Here is a 19719-nt window from a genome sequence, read left to right as displayed (position 1 = left end):
ATGTGTAAATGGCAGTATATTTATCTTATTTATTTAATATTTCTAGTTGAGTTATAAAATTTTTATCATATTTAAAAAATAACACGAATTAGTGATTTATGTTAAATTTAGCTTAATTTTATTAAATCTTTAAATATAATTCATATGTGTATTTGATCATTTATTATTTTAAATCTTTTTAACAATTTATTTGGTTATTTTAAGAAAGTTTTACATATTTGCATTTAATAAAAAAAATAATCAGTTTAAATATGAAGAAATTAACTACAAGTGTTTTGGCTATAGTTCTTACTTCCTCTTTTATGGTCGTGAACGCGCAAAAAAAGCAGACTGACACTATAAGAACTCAGGACATACGGGAAGTCGTTGTGACCGGAGCTCTTGGATTAAAGAAAAGACAGGATGCGATTACATCTGCTAATCAGGTTGTAAATAATGCGGAGATTACACAGGCGAATAACCCGAATGCAGTGCAATCTCTCACAGGTAAAGTATCTGGTTTACAAATTAATACAACGAATAATTCGGTAAACTCAACTACTAGAGTTGTTTTAAGAGGGCCTAGATCAATTTCTGGAAATAACCAGGCATTAGTTGTTATAGATGGTGTAATTTCTACATTAGGGATATTGCAAAATTTACCTCCTGAAATCATTGATAATATGAATATTATCAAAGGGATGCAAGGAGCAGCTCTTTATGGTGAAAAAGGAAGTAATGGGGTAATTGTTGTTACTACCAAGAAAGGAAGTAGATCAGAAAAACTTCAATTTAGTCTTACTAACTCAATAGACTTTTCTTCTGTTTTTAAACTGCCTATTTACCAAAAGCAATATGGACAAGGGTATCCTGGTGATACATTTGACACTACTGATTTTGGGGGAACAAACTGGACTCCTTATGAGAACTCTAACTGGGGGCCTGCTTATTCATCAGCATTAGGAGGTCAGACTTTAATAGTGGGTATGCCTGATGCTAATAATGTTTGGAAGACTGAGACTTTTAGTCCAAAGAATAATCATATTGGCAAGTTTTTTAAAACAGGTGTACTGATCCAGAATGGACTATCGGTTACAGCTGGTGGAGCTGATTCTTATGCTTTCTTGTCATTAAACAGAGCGGAAAATGACTTCGTAGTTGAGCGTGATAATTTGAAAAGAAATAATTTTATTTTTAAAGCAGGTAAGCAGCTTGGTAAATTTAGAATTGATGGTAATATCAATTACCTGGACTTGAAAACATCAACAACTTCCTCGGGTTTATATGGTCAGTTAATACAAACTCCTACCAATGTAGACGTAAGGCAATTTAAAAATGCTTTACCGGATGCCAGTTATACAATATATGCAACTAATCCATATTGGACAATTGAAAATGATAGAACGGATACAAAAGACAGAACATTTTCTGGTTTGATTAATTTAGAATATAAATTAAATGATCATGTATCCTTTACTTATGCTGGGACTGCGGTAATGGGGTCTACTGTAACGGAAAGTCATTTAAATGATTTCGCATACGATAGATTATATGACGGAACTGGAACTCCTATCGACGGAACCCATCCTACAGATTATGGTCCGGAGCCGGTTGTTTCTGAATATTATAAAAGCGTTGCATCTAGCTTTAGATATTATGGAGATTTGATGGCTAATTTTAATTATGACCTTACTGATGATCTGAACTTGAAATTTAATGTTGGGCATAATATTCAGGATACTTCTTCTTCAATAACTTCTGTTGGGGGTAAGAATTTGCAGGTACCAGGTTGGTATCATATTAATAATGTACTACAGCCGGATAAATTTTATAACCTTGATAATAGTAAGAACCAGCAAAGATCTTATGCTTGGTTTGCTAACTTGGATTTGGGCTACAAAGATTTCTTATATTTCAACTCTACTTTCAGATATGAGAAAAACTCTGTTTTAAGTCAAAATCCGGTAGGTCCTAACAAAGAGAAATTGGGCTTTAGTAATAAAGGTTACCCATACTATTCTTTCGGTGCATCATTCATTCCTACTAAAGCGTTTGCCTCCATTAAAGGAAAGGTGTTGAATTATGCTAAAGTGAGTTTATCTTATAGTAAAGTGGGTAACGCGGGAACTGTGCCTGTTTATGGATTGGATCGTGTTGGGGTTTTCCCGACTGGATATCCTTTTAATAGTTTATCATCTTATCTACCAGCTACAACTTTATATAATCAAGGGATTCAGCCTGAATTCCTTAAATCTAAAGAGGCGTCATTGTCCTTAGGATTATTTAATGATCGTATTACCTTTGATGGCTCCGTATATAGAAATGATACAGATAACTTGATTACAACAATTACTACCTCTCTAGCTTCTGGTATTGTAGCATTCCAAGATAATATTGGGAATAGCAGAAACCAGGGGTTTGAATTGGATTTAGGATTTACGCCATTCAAAACGAAAGATTTTGAATGGAAAGTAAGAGGGTCTTATACTACTTATGAAACTAAGATCTTAGGATTGGCTGATGGTGCTGATGAAGTAGCATTATCAACCTATGGAACGCCTGGTGTGGGTATTTTTGCTGTTAAAGGAGAAAATTTCCCGGTAATTAAGGGAACTAAATATCAAAGAGATCCTAATGGAAATATTATAGTAAATGCAAACGGTACTCCTTTGGCGACTTCTACTTTTGAAGTATTAGGTAAAGTAAATCCGGATTATATTTTAGGATTTAGTACTTCATTCAAATTTAAAGGAATAACCTTGAGTGCGGTGGCTGATTATAGAACTGGGAATAGCTTTGTTGCTTTCAATAAGTCATTATTAGGAAGTATGGGTTCATCGGAGAAAACTGCTGATTTTGACAGATCAAAAGGGTATGTGGTTCCGAATTCTGTTCAGTTAGTGAATGGGCAGTATGTTCCTAATACAACGCCGGTAGGTAATGATCCTTCATATACTGGTGTAAATGCGTATTTCACTGGGCCATACAGGTCTGTTGGGGAAGAATTTGTTGTTGATGGGACGGCATTAAAAGTAAGAGAAATTGCCTTAAGTTATGACCTTCCAAAATCAATCTTAAGCAACACATTTGTTAATTCGCTATCAATTGGTGTTTATGCAAGAAATCCTTTCTTCATTTATGCTAAGGATAACAGAAATTATTCAGATCCTGAAACGGCTTCAACTTCTGGAAATGCAGCTGGTATTGCTCTTAATGGACAGTATCCTAGTATAAGAAATTTTGGTTTTAACCTAAATGTAACTTTTTAATTTTTGAATAACATGAAGAATAATAAATTTTTAACAATACTTTTAGTTGCAGCATTAGGTCTTACAGCAACCTCTTGTTCCAATGATTATTTGGATGTCAATGACAATCCGAATGCAATTCAAGCGGAAGATATTACTCCGGAACTTATGCTTCCAGGTGCTATTAGTACTGCTTATAGAACTCAGGCTGGTACAATGGTGCAGTTTGGTAATTTAATGATGAACAGCTGGGCTGGAAATGCTTATACTTTCACCAGTCCTTTTCAGAGAGAATTTAATCTTAATAGTGTAGATAATACTTTTTATACTGGAATCTGGGGATTGTATCCTAGGATTGCTAATTTCGACCAGATGGAAAAATTTGCAAATCCTGATCATAAACAAGATAATTATATTGCTGTTGCTAAAATTATGAAGGCATACTATATGCAGTATATTGTAGATTTGTATGGAGATGCTCCTTATAGTGAGGCTTTCAAAGGACAGGTAAATACCTCGCCAGTGTATGATAATGATGTAGATATCTACAAAAGCTTAATTTCTAAACTAGAAGAAGCTAATGCTCTGCTGGATGCGGCGCATCCAGATGCTTTGCCAATAACTGCTCCTGATATAGTTTTTAAAGGAGATATGGATAAATGGAAAGGATTTTCTAATACAGTAATGCTGAGGCTTTTGATTAGGATGTCTAAAGTTACGGGAGATTTGCAGACTTATAGAAACCAGAAATTGCAAGCGCTTGCTGCTAGAACTTCGCCTTCGAATCCGGATCAGCATGGTGGATTTATTGAATCGGAAGTGACTGTTAATCCTGGATACTCTTCTGGAAATGATGATCAAATGAATCCTTATGTTCTTACGTGGGCTAGGACTTCGGCAAATACATCAGTACAGAACTATAGTTTTATAGTTGTCTCCGAGCATATGGCAAATGCATTAGAAGGAAATGTTATTTTGAATAGCAGTGATTATGCAAAGTTTACGGGGCTTAAAGATCCTAGAAGAAGTAGATTGTTTACGAATGTAAATTCTGTTGACGCAAATGGGAATCCTTTTGTTGGTTTAAAAGGGATTAGACAAGGGAATATACCTGGGCAACCGGGTGTGCCAGTTAATAATGTTAATACTTCTAAATTAGGAGTAGGTAACTTTACTTCTGCTGCTACAACTTCTTGGCTTACGATACTTACTAATAATAATGCGAGAGGGGGAGTACTCTTTTCCAAAGCAGAGAGTGATTTACTGCAAGCTGAAGCAGCTCTTCGTTGGCCTACCATTTTTACTGGAATAGTAGGTCAAGCTAAATTTACTGATGCAATTACATCAAATGCAAACTGGTTAGGAGCAAATACTAGTCAGATGGCAACTTATTTAACTGGCATTAGTACAAGGCCAGGACTTGGGTGGATGGGTAGTGATGCTCAGAAGTTGGAGGCTATTATGACGCAAAAATGGATTGCTTTAACGAATATTAATCCTACAGAAATGTTTATTGAATACAATAGAACAGGATATCCGTACACGCCAATGGCAACAACAGCACAGTACCCTAACAAGCCTTACAGATTAGTATATCCATTCTCTGAATATGCTGCAAACTCCGCGCATGTACCAAATATTACAAGTGCACAAGTATTTGTTAAGAATCAATATACTCCATTCTGGAATCAAAATTAATTTAAGAACATTTTTTGATATATTTAAAACCGCCTTTTGGCGGTTTTTTTAGTTTATTATTTTCATAATTTATGCTAATATTAATAAATTAATTGAAAAAAAATATTATTATGCAAATCATTGGATCTGTATGATTGCTTATTTTTCTATCTTTTAAATTGTATTACTCTTTTTTTTATTTTTTTCTAATTTTTTTATAAGTATTTGTTTATTAAATAGTTATTTTGTATTTCTTGTGTTTTTATTCCATTTATATCACTTTTTATTGATTTAGTATAGTGTTTTTGTAGACTTGTTGTATTTCAATAATTATTTGAGCTATTGGTTAAGTGGTTTTTATTAAATAGTTAATTTTTAACAAAAATTAACTATTTAATGATGTTTATTTTTATTGATTATTGAAGTATTGTTAATTTTTTACTATTTTCTTTTGTGTTGTTAAGAAAGTTTTACAAATTTGTATTATCACAAAAATCAATTTAATATGAAGAAAATAACATCAGGTGTTCTGATTATGGTATTGTCCTCATCTATAGCTGTTGCCAATGCTCAGCAAAAGAAAAGTGACACTGTAAGAACGCAAGATATTGAAGGTGTTGTAGTGACAGCCCTCGGTATCAAAAGAGAAAAGAAATCTCTCGGTTATGCAACTCAAGAAGTAAAAGGAGATGCTGTAAATAAAAATCCTACCACCAACTTCCTAAACAACTTATCGGGTAAAGTAGCAGGTCTGGAAATCAAACAGAGTACAAACTTTGGGGGGTCTATAAACGTTGTTACAAGAGGTTATAAATCGCTCTTAGGTGATAATCAGGCTCTTTTCGTTGTAGACGGGGTTCCTATCTTAAATAAAAATATAAACACGGCCAATCAGGCGACTGGTGGCGGTGGGTATGATTACGGAAGCTCAGTTGCGGATATTAATCCAAATGATATAGAAACTTTAAATGTCCTTAAAGGAGCTGCAGCGACTGCTCTTTATGGTTCCAGGGCCCAAAATGGAGCTATTATTATCACAACTAAAAGAGGAAAGAAAAATAAGGAAGGTATAGGAATGGAGTTCTCAAGTTCCATTACTATGTCAACGGTTGACAGATCTACTTTCCCTAAATACCAAACACAGTATGGGCAAGGTTATACAGGTAACAGTTTTAGCAGTGCTTTATATCAGGGAAGTCCAAGGGTTGTTTTCGGAAATGATGCTTCTTACGGATCAGCATATGATGGTTCCATGGTTTGGCAATATGGTGCATTTATACCAGGTTCTCCAACTGAAGGACAAAGAACCCCTTGGCAAATCGCAAAAAATGGTCCTATTAAATTTTTTAATACCGGAACCAATTATGTAAATACCCTTTCCTTTAGTGGAGGTGACGAAAAAGCAACTTACCGATTGAGTTATGCAAATACTGATGCCACAGATATTATGCCTAATAGCTCACTGATAAAAAATAACTTTAGTGGAAATGCATCATACAAACTCACAGATAAGCTAACGGCAAATTTTTATGCAAATTATGTAACTCAAAAGACAGTTGGGCGTAATACTACGGGGTATAATGATAATATTATGACCAATTTTAGACAGTGGTGGCCAACAAATGTTGATATAAATGATTTGCGAAATCTCTATATGGGATCGTATAAAAATTATACTTGGAACATGAAAAGTATTACGGACTTAACTCCGGCTTTTTGGGATAACCCTTATTTTCAGCGATACCAGAATTATCAGAATGATTCAAGAGATAGGTTTGCTGGAAATTTTAGTTTAAATTATGATGTTACAAAGGACATCAATTTACTGTTCCGTATGGGAAGAGATGGTTATACAATGATAACGGAAGATAGGAAAGCTGTAGGGTCTTATATTGGAAATGATTTTGGACTCAATGGGACTGTTGATCAACCTTCAGGTTATGCCACAAGTCAATATAAATTTTCTGAAACAAATTATGATTTCATTGGTACCTATAAAAAGAATATTACCGATGATTTCAATATTAATGCGTTGTTAGGAGGAAATATTAATGTTCAGAAAGTATATTCAAATCAACAATCGACCTCAGGAGGATTATACATTCCAGGTATTTATACAATCGCCAATTCAGCATCTTCCCCAGTTAGACCATTGATTTCAGATGTTTCCAAATATGTTTATGGTGCTTTTGCTCAGATTTCATTAGGTTATAAAAATACCTATTATTTAGAAGGGACATACAGGAGAGATCAGTCTACGGCATTGCCTGAAAATGATGCAGTGTACTGGTATCCATCATTATCTGCCAGTGTTGTATTTTCTAATCTTATCAATGCTAAATGGCTTAACTTTGGTAAGATTCGAGCTGCTTATGCTGAAGTGGGTTCAGATACTCAAGCTGATCAACTGTTGAATAGATATTTCAGCCAGCCTTCTTATGGAGATATTCCTGTTTATGCATACAATACAACGTTAAGAAATTTTGAATTGAGGTCTCAGAGTTTGAAAAATATAGAATTCGGAATTGAGGCAAGAATGTTTAAAAACCGTCTAGGCTTTGATGTTGCCTGGTTCCGTAATAAAGCCTTCGATCAAATTTTACCTTTACCAGTATCTTTTGCAAACGGAGCTATTGCTAAAACTCAAAATGCAGGAGAATTAACGACAAAAGGTTTTGAAGTATCCATTAATGCAACACCACTTAAAACAAGTAATTTTTCATGGGATCTTAATTTAAACTGGTCAAATCCATGGACAAAAGTTACGGCTCTTAGCCCGGGAATTGAAAATATAACGATGGGTAGATCACAGGGCGGTGTAAGTATTAATGCTCCTTTAAATGGAGATTATGGCTCAATCTGGACTTCTGATTATGTGAGAGATTCGAATGGACAACCAATTGTTGGTGCAAATGGAGCTTATTTAGTTACGGATACGCCGACATATAATCAGGGAAGTTTTCAGGCTAAGTGGACTGCAGGTTTGAATAATACAATTAGCTATAAGAACTTTTCATTAAGTTTTTTAATTGATTGGAAAAAAGGAGGTAAGGTATATTCATTAGATCAGTTCTATGGATATGGAACAGGTGTTTATCCTGATTCTGTAGGAATAAATGATCTTGGAAATCCAATTCGAAATACTTTAGCAAATGGTGGAGGGGTCATACTACCAGGTGTAATGCAAGATCCTAATAACCCAGGTAGCTATATTCCAAATACAATAAGATTGGATAAATCACAATCAAGCCAGGTACTGGGAACAGATCTTCCGGGAGCTGCTTTTGTTTATGATGCCAGCTTTATAAAATTAAGAGAGGTTTCTATCACCTATAGATTTGATAAAGATTTTTTCAATTCTAAATTTATACAGGGAATGTCAGTGAGTTTAATTGGGAATAATCTATGGATTATGCATAAGAATTTACCATATTCAGATCCGGAAGCAGGGCTGTCTTCAGGTAATATTCAAGGGTATCAATCTGGTCCTATGCCAGCAACAAGAAACATTTCGTTTAATGTAAAAGTTAATTTTTAAAGAATATGAAAAAATATATAATAACACCAATATTAGCTCTTTTATTTGTAGGATGTACAACGGGAGATGATGTAAATTTGGATCCACATGCAGCTTATAATACGACTCAGGAGTCTTTAGTTACTTTTGCACAAAAAGAACTTAGTGATTACATGAATACGCCAAGTGTAAATGAGAATAATTTCAGATTGACGATGCAATATTGGCAGGAAACGATTTATGTGAATGAAAGTAATTATGATTTTACCAATCGGAATGTATCCAATAATGTCTGGACTGATAACTATGTAAATGTTTTGAAAAATTTAGACCAGGCAGAGCAGATAATTAAAGCATATGTACCACCACCTTCGGAATTGTCTACCTGGCCTGCAAAAAAAACAAATCAACTAGCTATAGTGGATATGATGAAGATCTATACTTATCAGGTATTGGTTGATACTTACGGAGATATTCCTTATACGCAAGCTTTAAATATTGATGTATATCCTCTTCCTAAATATGATAAAGCATCTGATATTTATTCTTCTCTGATAAGTAAATTAGAAAGTGATTTAAGTAATTTAGTTGTTGGAGGGAGTTCGTTTGCTTCCGGAGATATCTTTTATAAAGGGAATAACGCGCAATGGAAAAAGTTTGGAAATTCGCTGCTTTTAAAGTTGGGAATTGCTCTTGCTGATGTTAATCCTGCCTTGGCTCAATCAACAGTTAACAAGGCGATTACTGGTGGAGTACTGGCTTCTTCTCTGGATGATTGTAAATTTCAATATTTAGCAGCATCTCCAAATGAGAACCCTATGTTTCAAGAAACAGGCTCAAGAGATGACTTTATTGCAGGTAAAACGTTGGTAGATTATATGAATAATTCTAATGATGCGAGAATTGCTAAGTACTATACTGATGTTGATGGTAATTATGTAGGTCAGGTTATTGGGGCACCTGGTGAGTTTTCTGAATTCTCGAATGCTGGTGAATTTGCCTATACTGCAACTACTCCTGGTGTTATTTTAAGCTATACAGAGGTTGCCTTCTATCTCGCTGAAGCTGCTGCAAGATGGGGTATAGGAGGAAATCCTGCTACTTTATATGGTGAAGCAATCACTGCTTCCTTTACTGAATGGGGTGTGGGTGCTGACGCAGCTGCATATATAGCTGCTCATCCTTATGATGCGTCCAACTGGAAGAAGTCTATTGGTGAGCAGGCGTGGGTAGCTATGTATAATCAGGCAGTAACTTCGTGGAATTTCTATAGAAGATTAGATTATCCACAGTTGATTGCGCCTGCAACTGCAATTCCAAATGCTAATGGAAAAGTACCGGTAAGACTTCAGTATCCGGCTGCAGAGGCGACAACCAATGGTACGAACTACGCTGCAGCAAGTGCTGCAATTGGCGGTGACAGGCTTACAACAAAACTTTTCTGGGATAAATTTTAAACTAAGAAATGCAATAGATAAATAGCTGGAATTTATTCCGGCTATTTTTTTTACAAATCATCTGATCTGATTTAAACTATAATGTTTTTTTTATTCTAAATTTCAGAGAATGATGAATTATTTAAGGTTATAGGGAGAAAAATAAATTATGTAATGCATAATAATTATCGTTTGATTACTTCATAATGAGTACTTAATATATAGCTTATAAAGATTAGTGTTTATTTTTTGTTCTTTCTTAAATATATGATATACAGTTGTTTGTGTATTTATTTTGAATTTTTTCATACATAAATATCACCAATTAATGATTTAGTATGGCTTTTTAATAGACTGATTCTATTTTTGTAATTAATACATGTTATAATTATCTATATTTTGTTAAAATGCATGTTTTTAACATATTTGGCATTTTTCTATTCATTAATTTTTGTTAATTTTTGTCTAATCGTTACTTTTTCGTCTATTTCTTTTGTGTTGTAGAAAAAGTTTTACAAATTTGTAACGCTAAAAATAATTTGATATGAAGAAAGTAACTACGGGTATCCTTATACTGGTGTTATCTTCATCCCTAGCTGTTATAAACGCTCAGCAAAAGAAGAAGAATGATACGGTAAAGACCCAGGACATTGAGGGAGTCGTTGTGACTGCCTTGGGTATTAAGAGAGAGAAAAAGTCTTTGGGGTATGCTTCCCAGGAGATTAAAGCGAGTGCACTCTCCGATGGTACTACAAATACGGGTAATATTGCAGCTCAGCTATCTGGAAAAGTAGCTGGTCTTAACGTTACTACCAATAATAATTTTGGAGGGTCCTCCAACCTGCTTATCAGAGGGATGAAAACATTAGGAGGAGGTAACCCGTTAATTGTTATTGACGGATCGCCTGTTAATAACTCCAATACTCAGGAAAAAAATATTGATTATGGTAATGCTCTTTCTGATATCAATCAGGATGACATCGAATCGATTAATGTATTAAAAGGAGCAGCAGCGTCCGCATTATATGGAGAAAGAGGATTAAATGGGGTTATTGTTATCACAACCAAAAATGGAAAAGGAAAGGATGATGGGTCTTGGGGAATTACACTTTCATCTGCTATACAAGTAGGATTTATTGATAAATCCACCTTCCCTGAATATCAGACAAGATATGGAGCAGGTTATTCTCAAAAGTTTGGATCGCAGGCAGCAGATGGTCTTAATAATGCTAATTATGGAGCTGATGCATCATGGGGGCCAAAATTTGACCCTAATCTAATGGTTTACCAATGGGATTCTTTTGATCCAACTTCTCCTAACTATAAAAAAGCGACACCATGGGTGGCTGCAAAAAATGGACCTATTAAATTTTTCGAGAACCCTGCCACATACATTAATAGCGTAACACTGGAAAAAGGACAAAAGGGGAAAAACATAAGCTTTACCTACGAAAATATGATGTCCGATGGGTTAATGCCTAACTCTCATCTCAACAAAAATAATCTTTCCCTAAAAATTAATTACGATCTGACTCCAAAATTGCATTCCACTTTTTATTCTACAATGACTTTGCAGGATACTAAAGGTAGAAGTATTACAGGATATTCAAATAATACAGCAACAGGTTTCAGACAATGGTGGCAAACTAACGTAGATGTGACCGATCTAGAAAGGGCTTATTTTGCAAATGTTGATCCTAGTGTTGCCAGTGCTGCAAATAATTATGGAAATGTTACCTGGAGTAGAAAATCAGCCGCTGATGGACGACCTGCATATTGGAATAACCCATATTTCCAGGCCTATCAAAATTATACATCAGATAAAAGATATAGAAACTTTACTTACGCACAGTTAAATTATGATTTATTAGATAATATTTCTATTACTGGAAAGGTTTCATATGACAGATCAAATCTTTTAGCAGAGAATAGATTAGCTGTTGGATCTTTACCACAGGCTTTCGGGCAATCAAATAATTCTATTGGTTCAGGTTACGCGAGACGTGATGTGCTAAGAACAGAGACCAATTATGATTTAATGGTAAATTATAAATTTGATATAACTGATAATATTAATGTTTCCGGGGTTGTGGGTGGAAATATTCGAAGAAATTACTATAATTCTGTGTATGCTTCAACAGAGGGAGGATTAATCGTTGCTGGGATCTATGCATTATCAAATTCCAAAAAATCACCATTAGCATCAGATGAAACTGAATATACCACACAAACTAATTCAGGATACGTTACTGCTTCATTTGATTTTTATAAAAAATTCTACGTGGATGCAACATGGAGAATAGATCAGAGTTCAACATTATTAGCTGGTAATAATGTATATAATTACCCTTCAGTAACCGGCTCTTTAATCATGTCGGAAATTCTTAATACGAAAAACTGGATGAACTTTTGGAAATTAAGAGCAAACTACGCAGAGGTAGGAGGTACGGCAGATCCTTATCAATTAGTTAATAATTATAGAGCCTCTGGAATCTTATCTGGAATAGGAATATATAATCCGATTATCAATCAGCCTTTTCTTAATTTACAACCTCAAAGAGCTAAAGAATTTGAGATCGGAACAGAAGCTCATTTTTTAAAGGATAGAATAACGCTTGACTTTGCTTACTATAAAACAAGAACTATAAATCAGATTCTTTCACCACTTCCTACATCGGCAGCTATTGGGTATTTAGGTAAAGTATTCAATGCAGGTAGAATTGATAATAGTGGAGTTGAAGTACAGCTAGGATTGGTTCCAATAAAATCTAAAGATTTTACATGGAATATTGATGCAAACTGGTCAAAAAATAAGAACCAGGTTGTAAGTATATATCCAGGAATTTCTAATCTTTTAGTAAATAGTTTCCAGGGTGGTGTTTCTTTAAATGCAAGAGAAGGAGAAGCTTGGGGCACCTTGGTTGGTGCTGATTACACATATTTAAACGGACAAAAAGTTATTGATCCTAAAACAGGTAAATATTTACAAAATCCTAATCAGATTATTGGTAACACTACACCTGATTGGATTGGAGGAATTAGAAATAGCTTCAGTTATAAAGGATTCTCCTTGAGTTTCTTGATCGATATGCGAAAAGGAGGTGATGTATTTTCAACGGATATGTATTACGGCCTTTCTTCAGGTCTTTATAAAGAAACAGCTGTCGGAGATTACAGGGATAAGCCTATTGTTCTGCCGGGAGTTCTTCCTGATGGCAGCCCAAATACTATTGCTTTATCGCCGGTTGATAACAATGGATCTATGGGATACAAAACACAACCGGCAAGCGCCTTTGTTTATGATGGATCTTTCATCAAGCTAAGAGAAGCAAGCATCGGATATATGCTTCCTAAATCTCTGTTAGCAGGGACTAAAATCTATGATGCTAAAATTTCAATAGTTGGAAGGAATTTGTGGATTATTCACAAGAATTTGCCATATGCTGATCCTGAGGCGATGGTAGGTGGAGGCCTTAACTCTTATGGGTGGTCTATCGGTTCGATGCCAACAACAAGAGATATTGGTGTTAATGTAACATTTAAATTCTAAATTACTTTACAAATGAAAAATATTATAAAACTAGGTTTGGTATCTGTATGTATTGGGTTGACTTTAAGTTCATGTCAAAGTGATTTAACGTCTCTTAACGATGATCCTAAGCATCCTTCAGTTCTTCCATCTGATAATTTGCTAGCTACTGCAATGTATCAGTCTTCCTACTATATGGATAATCCAAGTGTAAATTTTAATAATTACAGATTTTTTACACAGCAGTGGGCTGAAACTCAATATCCAGATGAAACTCAGTATAATTTAGTGACTCGTAATCAGCCTCGTAACCATTTTAATAGGATGTATGTTTACAGTATTAATAACCTGAGACAAGCAAAATTGAATCTGAAAAACGAGGTGGAGACAGACGATATCAGAACAAATAAACTAGCAACGCTGGAAATTGAAGAGATTTTTATCTGGGAAAATTTGGTGGATACATATGGTGATGTTCCTTATTCAGAAGCATTTAAGCCTGATGAAATTCTAACTCCGAAATATGATGACGCGAAAACAATTTATCTTGATTTGATTAACAGAATCGATGCTGTTACAGCTACCATAAAGCCTGCATCTACTGGTTATGCTGATCTGGTTTACGGAGGTAACATGGCCAAATGGAAAAAATTTGCTAATTCTATTAAACTAAGATTAGGGATGAATTTAGCAGATGTTGATCCTACATTATCAAAAACTACGGTTGAATCTGCAATTGCTAGTGGTGTTATTTCTTCAGATGATGAAGCCTACAAGTTTAAATATGATGGAAATACTTTTTCAAATCCCGTATTTGATAATTTAGTGGCTTCCAACAGAAATGACTTCTTACCTAGCGAATTGGTAGTGAATACGATGAAAAACTTATCAGATCCAAGAATGGATGTATGGTTTACAAAAGTTGCAGGTGCTTATAAAGGAGGTGTTTTTGGTGAGTTAAATGATCCATATACTAATTTTTCTCAATTAGGTCCCTATTTTAGATCTGCAACTGCTTCGTCGAATTTATTGAGCTATGCAGAAGTTGCTTTTCTTAAAGCGGAAGCAGCTGCCAGACATTATTCAGCTGGGGGTACAGCAGTAGATCTTTATACAGCTGCTGTTACAGAATCTTTAAGAGAGAATGGTGTTAGTACTGCTAATATAGCAACATATCTGGCAATTAATCCTTACAATGCGGCTAACTGGAAGCAATCGATTGGAGTTCAGGCATGGATTGCCATGTTTAATAAAGGATTTGCCAGTTGGAACTTTACAAGACGCTTAGATAATCCAATTCTTGTGAACCCTCCAAAATCAAACTTGTCTTCTGTACCATACAGAATGCCTTATTCCGATCAGGAATATGTATTAAACGGTGCAAATGTGAAGGCAGCTGCGAATAAAATTGGTGGCGATAAAGCAACTACAAAATTATTCTGGGACAAGTTTTAATAATATATTTAAGATTCATATTAAACAATACTTTGTGTCAAAATGGTCGGGATTTATCCCGGCCATTTCATTTTTTACCAATTAATAGTAATAAACATACAAGATGTAAATCATATTGCCAGATTATAACTATTTTAAAATAAAAGATGTTAATATTCGCTCTTTTTGTAGTGTATATATCCAATTTGATATTCTTTTTTACTGGGATATGCTAATTTTTAGCTTACTTATATTTATTTATTTGCTAATTTTTGGTTTAAAATATTAACAAAATAATGGATTAATTTCATTGTTTTTGAGTAATCGGTAATTTTGTGTCGTTTTCTTTTGTCTTGTTAATTAAAGTTTAACAAATTTGTGAGGCTAAAAAATTAATTATATATGAAGAAAACTACTGCTGGTGTTCTCTTACTTATATTGTCTTCATCCCTAGCTGTATCATATGCACAAAAAGGGAAAAGTGATACAGTAAGAACACAAAACATTGAAGGAGTTGTTGTTACCGCTCTTGGAATTAAAAGAGAGAAAAAATCCTTAGGATATTCAACACAGGAAGTGAAGGGAGACCAGATTTCCGCAGTACCTGTAGCTAATGTCTCAGATGCATTAGCAGGACAAGTTGCAGGTTTAAACATTACTCAGTCTGGCACAATGGGAGGATCCACCAATATGGTTATACGGGGCATTAAATCATTAACCTCAAGTAATCAGGCATTAATTGTAATTGATGGAACACCAATTAATAATGAAACATTTAATCAAAGTGGGATTGGCTCCGGAGGTGGAGGGTATGATTATTCCAATGGATTAGCAGATCTTAATGCTAATGATATTGAAAGTGTCAATGTATTGAAAGGTGCGGCGGCAAGTGCTTTGTACGGATCAAGGGGGATGAATGGTGTGGTCATGATTACGACAAAAAAGGGAAGAAAGAGCAAAAAAATTGGAATAGAATTTAACAGCTCAACAACTTTAGGATTTGTAGATAAGTCTACACTTCCAAAGTATCAACATGAATATGGTGGTGGCTATACAGGGAATTCTTTTTATAGTGGTGACATTAAAGGGAATGGTGTTGTGGAGAATAATATTGTTTACACCTATGATGATGCTTCTTTCGGAACCCGTTTTGATCCTAATCTTTATGTTTATAATTGGGATTCCCAATATCCTCAATTACCGGGATATCTTAAGCCTACTCCCTGGGTAGCAGGCAAAGATCCTAATTCGATCTGGAATACTGCAGCAACATATCAAAATTCCATTGCCTTTTCTGCAGGAAATGAAAAAGGAAAATATAGATTGGGGTATACCAATTTTCTACAAGAGGGAGCTTTGGATAATAGCGAAATAAGAAAAAATACAATTGACTTTTCCGCGGACTATAATTTTACAGAGAAGCTTAATATTTTTGGTAATATAAATTATATAAATACTAACGGGAGGGGAAGAGTATACACAGGATATGAATCCAGAAATCCTATGCAGGGATTCAGGCAGTGGTGGAATATGTCTGTAGACATGGATAAGCAAAGAGAAGCCTACAACCTTACAGGTCAAAATATAACCTGGAATATTAAAGATTATACAAAGCAAGAAGTAGGATATACTGATAATTATTTCTTTAACAGAAACCAGAATTATCAGTCAGATACAAGAAATAGATATTTCGGAAACTTTGGATTTAACTATAAGATTACTGATTGGATAAGTTTTATGGGAAGATATGCATTTGATACTTTCGACGAGCTTAGGCAGGAAAGAGTAGCAACCGGTTCATCTAATCAGGGGCGTCGCAGTAACGGAGGTAAAGGTGAATATTATTTTATGACCCACAAGGTTTATGAAATGAATTATGATGCTATTTTAAACATTAATAAAAATTTGGGAGCAGATTTTAGCCTGAATGGAAATGTAGGTTTTAATCTTAGAAGAAACGGAAGGTATGGTAATTCAGGACTAACCAATGGAGGCCTAAAGGTGCCTGGGTTATATTCTATCACAAACAGTGCGGAGCCCTTGACAGAAGTGAATGTTGGCGATTTCGATGAAAATAAAAGTGTTGACGGAATCTTTGCCCAGGCTAGTTTAGGATATAAAAATATGTTATTCTTAGACGGATCTATTAGAAGAGATAGATCATCAACCTTGCCGATTAGTAACAATACATATTGGTATCCTTCCGGTTCTGTAAGCTTTGTTTTTTCTGAACTTTTAGCTAGTAAAAATAAAATTAGCTTTGGTAAAGTTCGATTAAATTATGCAGTGGTAGGGAATGATACAGGACCTTATAATTTATTAAATACTTATGCTTTTAATCCTGCATTTAACGGTTCTTTCAATGCAAGTGCAAGAGATGTAGCGGCAAATCCAAATCTAAAACCTGAAATGCTGGATGAGATGGAAGCAGGTTTAGAAATGGGTTTCTTTAAAAATAGAATAAGTTTTGATGTTTCGGTTTACCAACAGAAAACCAAGGATCTGATTACCCCAACCAATATTTCAGGAGCATCAGGTTTTACAAGCAGATGGATAAATGCAGGTGATATTCAAAACAGAGGTATTGAAGCAAGGTTAACTGTTGTCCCAATAAAAACTACTAAATTTTCCTGGGAAGTTACTGCCAACTGGTCTAAAAACAAATCAAAGGTTACTAAGATTTATGGAGAAACAGATTTCTTACCATTTGCTTCAATGTGGAATGTTACTTCCGGAGCAATGTTGGGAGAATCTACTGGGACTATCAGAGGAACTAATTATGTTTACCTAAATGGGCAACGTGTAGTTGATAGTAATGGTAAATATATGATAAGCACAAATCCACAAGAAAAAATTGGTGATGCAGTGCCGGATTGGAGAGGAAGTATTATCAATACAATCCGGTATAAAAATTTAAGTTTAAGCTTTTTAATTGATGTGAAGAAGGGAGGTGATGTGTATTCGCAAGATATGGCGTTTGGTCTTGCTACAGGATTGTACAAAGAAACAGCAGGACTTAATGATCTGGGTAATCCTTTAAGAAATACTCTTGCAAATGGAGGTGGAGTTATTTTGCCAGGAGTGAAGGCTGACGGAATACCTAATGATATAAGGGCTGGCTTTACAAACTATAGAAATCCATATGGCTACTATGGTGGACCAGAGGCAATGCATGTTTATGATGGCTCATTTGTAAAACTTAGAAATGTAACAATTTCCTATAAATTACCTAAAGAAACTTTTGGAAATTCTTTCATTGACAGCATGACACTTTCTTTAATTGGACGGAATCTATGGATTATTCATAAGAATTTACCGTACGCCGATCCCGAAGCCTTAATGAGTTCAGGAAATGCATTAGGTTTTCAAAATGGAGCACATCCATCTATGAGAGAAATTGGTGCAAGTATAAAAGTTGAATTTTAAAGTTAAGAAAATGAAAAAAATAATTATAGGCTCATTCTTAAGCTTATCCCTGTTTTCATGTACTAATGAAGACTACGAAAATTTAAATAAAGATCCGAAAAATCCAGCAGAAGTTCCCGGGAGTTTTCTTTTTACAAATGGGGTGAAAAGCCTTTTTGATCAAATGGGTAATACCAATGTTAATCGAAATGTATTCCGGTTGTTTGCTCAGCAATGGACACAGACTCAATATGTTGATGAAACCAATTATAGTATAAGAAACAGAAGTATTCCGGATAATCATTGGAACATTCTTTATACTAAAGTTCTTTATAATTTAAAGCAAGCCAAGGAATCTATTAATAAAGATCCTAAACTTACATTGGGACAGAAAAAAAATCAGACTGCCTACATTTCAATCATTGAGGTTTATACGTGGCAGCAATTGGTTGATCTATTTGGAAATGTTCCTTACTCACAAGCATTACAAGGGGTAGAAGGAACTTTGCCTGCTTATGATGATGCTTTTACTATTTATAAAGACCTGTTATTAAAGATAACAAAAGCTTATAGCGATATTGATCCTAAGTCGACTGGTTTTGAAAAAGATTTTGTTTTTGATGGAGACCATACCAAATGGAAAAAATTAGCTGCTTCAATAAGATTCAAACTTGCTATGAGAATAGCAGATGCCGATCCTTCATTATCAAAGACAGAAGCAGAAGCCGCTTTCACACAGGGGCTCATCTCTTCTAATCAGGATAACTTTATTCTAAGGTACGAAAGTAATATTGCTAATGCTAATCCATTGTATGCTGATCTGGTTTTAAGCGGAAGACAGGACTTTGTTCCTGCGGATACCTTGGTAGACTACCTAAATGATTTACAGGACCCAAGAAGGAATGTATTTTTTGACAATAATAAAACTCCTTATGTTGGAGGTATTTATGGAAGTTTTAATACCTATACAGATTACAGCCATATCGGGAAAGTTTTTTTTAATCCTGACCTTAAAGGAGATTTAATGGATTATTCCGAAATCTCATTTCTACTTGCTGAAGCGAAAGAGAGAGGCTATAATGTCCCTTTACCTGCAGCGGCTTATTATACACAAGCGATTACTGCAAATATGCAGTACTGGGGCATAGATTCTGTGGATATAGCGGCTTATCTTGCTAAGGCTAATGTAAATTATGCTACAGCATCTGGCACATGGAAGCAAAAAATTGGTAAGCAATTCTGGATTGCGATGTATAATAGAGGATTCGAAGCTTGGACTGTATGGAGAAAATATGATGCTCCTGCTTTAAGATTACCTGCAGCAACAAAAGCACCTGTGCCAAACAGGTTTACTTATCCTGTACGTGAAACTACTTTGAATGGAAGTAATTATAATCAGGCAGCAGCTGCAATTGGAGGAGATCAGTTACAAACAAAGTTATTCTGGGATAAATTTTAACACCTTAATATATTTCACATTCATGTTAGGCCGCC

Annotated in this window: 8 protein-coding genes; all 8 read left to right on the top strand. The window is 34.8% G+C overall.

Annotation, left to right across the window (positions count from 1 at the left end; translation table 11 throughout):
* Positions 1–251 precede the first annotated feature (251 nt).
* Complete coding sequence (locus tag ACNFU2_RS10795; protein WP_273649462.1) at positions 252–3248, top strand: SusC/RagA family TonB-linked outer membrane protein; 2997 nt, start codon at positions 252–254, stop codon at positions 3246–3248.
* A gap of 12 nt (positions 3249–3260) precedes the next feature.
* Entirely contained in the window at positions 3261–4925 is a 1665-nt protein-coding gene (locus ACNFU2_RS10790) for a SusD/RagB family nutrient-binding outer membrane lipoprotein (RefSeq protein WP_273649460.1), read from the top strand.
* A gap of 484 nt (positions 4926–5409) precedes the next feature.
* Entirely contained in the window at positions 5410–8442 is a 3033-nt protein-coding gene (locus ACNFU2_RS10785) for a SusC/RagA family TonB-linked outer membrane protein (protein WP_306614149.1), read from the top strand.
* A 5-nt stretch (positions 8443–8447) separates the two neighbouring features.
* Positions 8448–9878, top strand: a complete 1431-nt coding sequence (locus ACNFU2_RS10780) for a SusD/RagB family nutrient-binding outer membrane lipoprotein (protein WP_273649455.1) — start codon at positions 8448–8450, stop codon at positions 9876–9878.
* A 523-nt stretch (positions 9879–10401) separates the two neighbouring features.
* Entirely contained in the window at positions 10402–13407 is a 3006-nt protein-coding gene (locus tag ACNFU2_RS10775) for a SusC/RagA family TonB-linked outer membrane protein (RefSeq protein WP_172280494.1), read from the top strand.
* A 12-nt stretch (positions 13408–13419) separates the two neighbouring features.
* Entirely contained in the window at positions 13420–14841 is a 1422-nt protein-coding gene (locus ACNFU2_RS10770; RefSeq protein ID WP_418124882.1) for a SusD/RagB family nutrient-binding outer membrane lipoprotein, read from the top strand.
* Between the two features lie 381 nt (positions 14842–15222).
* On the top strand, positions 15223–18246 hold the full coding sequence (locus tag ACNFU2_RS10765; RefSeq protein ID WP_306614142.1) for a SusC/RagA family TonB-linked outer membrane protein: 3024 nt from the start codon (positions 15223–15225) through the stop codon (positions 18244–18246).
* Positions 18247–18256: 10 nt separating this feature from the next.
* The gene (locus ACNFU2_RS10760) at positions 18257–19684 is read left to right on the top strand and encodes a SusD/RagB family nutrient-binding outer membrane lipoprotein (RefSeq protein WP_273649450.1); all 1428 of its coding nucleotides are present in this window, start codon (positions 18257–18259) and stop codon (positions 19682–19684) included.
* Positions 19685–19719: the final 35 nt, after the last annotated feature.

The sequence above is a fragment of the Chryseobacterium sp. PTM-20240506 genome (assembly GCF_048296755.1).
Classification (GTDB): Bacteria; Bacteroidota; Bacteroidia; order Flavobacteriales; family Weeksellaceae; genus Chryseobacterium; species Chryseobacterium proteolyticum.
The sequence above is the reverse complement of the archived record's forward strand: the minus strand, read 5'-3'. Positions and strand labels throughout refer to the sequence as shown.

Bases quoted from the DNA above. Each gene is read 5' to 3' on its own strand.
- ACNFU2_RS10795 (WP_273649462.1), top strand. From the start codon at position 252: ATGAAGAAATTAACTACAAGTGTTTTGGCTATAGTTCTTACTTCCTCT.
- ACNFU2_RS10790 (WP_273649460.1), top strand. From the start codon at position 3,261: ATGAAGAATAATAAATTTTTAACAATACTTTTAGTTGCAGCATTAGGT.
- ACNFU2_RS10785 (WP_306614149.1), top strand. From the start codon at position 5,410: ATGAAGAAAATAACATCAGGTGTTCTGATTATGGTATTGTCCTCATCT.
- ACNFU2_RS10780 (WP_273649455.1), top strand. From the start codon at position 8,448: ATGAAAAAATATATAATAACACCAATATTAGCTCTTTTATTTGTAGGA.
- ACNFU2_RS10775 (WP_172280494.1), top strand. From the start codon at position 10,402: ATGAAGAAAGTAACTACGGGTATCCTTATACTGGTGTTATCTTCATCC.
- ACNFU2_RS10770 (WP_418124882.1), top strand. From the start codon at position 13,420: ATGAAAAATATTATAAAACTAGGTTTGGTATCTGTATGTATTGGGTTG.
- ACNFU2_RS10765 (WP_306614142.1), top strand. From the start codon at position 15,223: ATGAAGAAAACTACTGCTGGTGTTCTCTTACTTATATTGTCTTCATCC.
- ACNFU2_RS10760 (WP_273649450.1), top strand. From the start codon at position 18,257: ATGAAAAAAATAATTATAGGCTCATTCTTAAGCTTATCCCTGTTTTCA.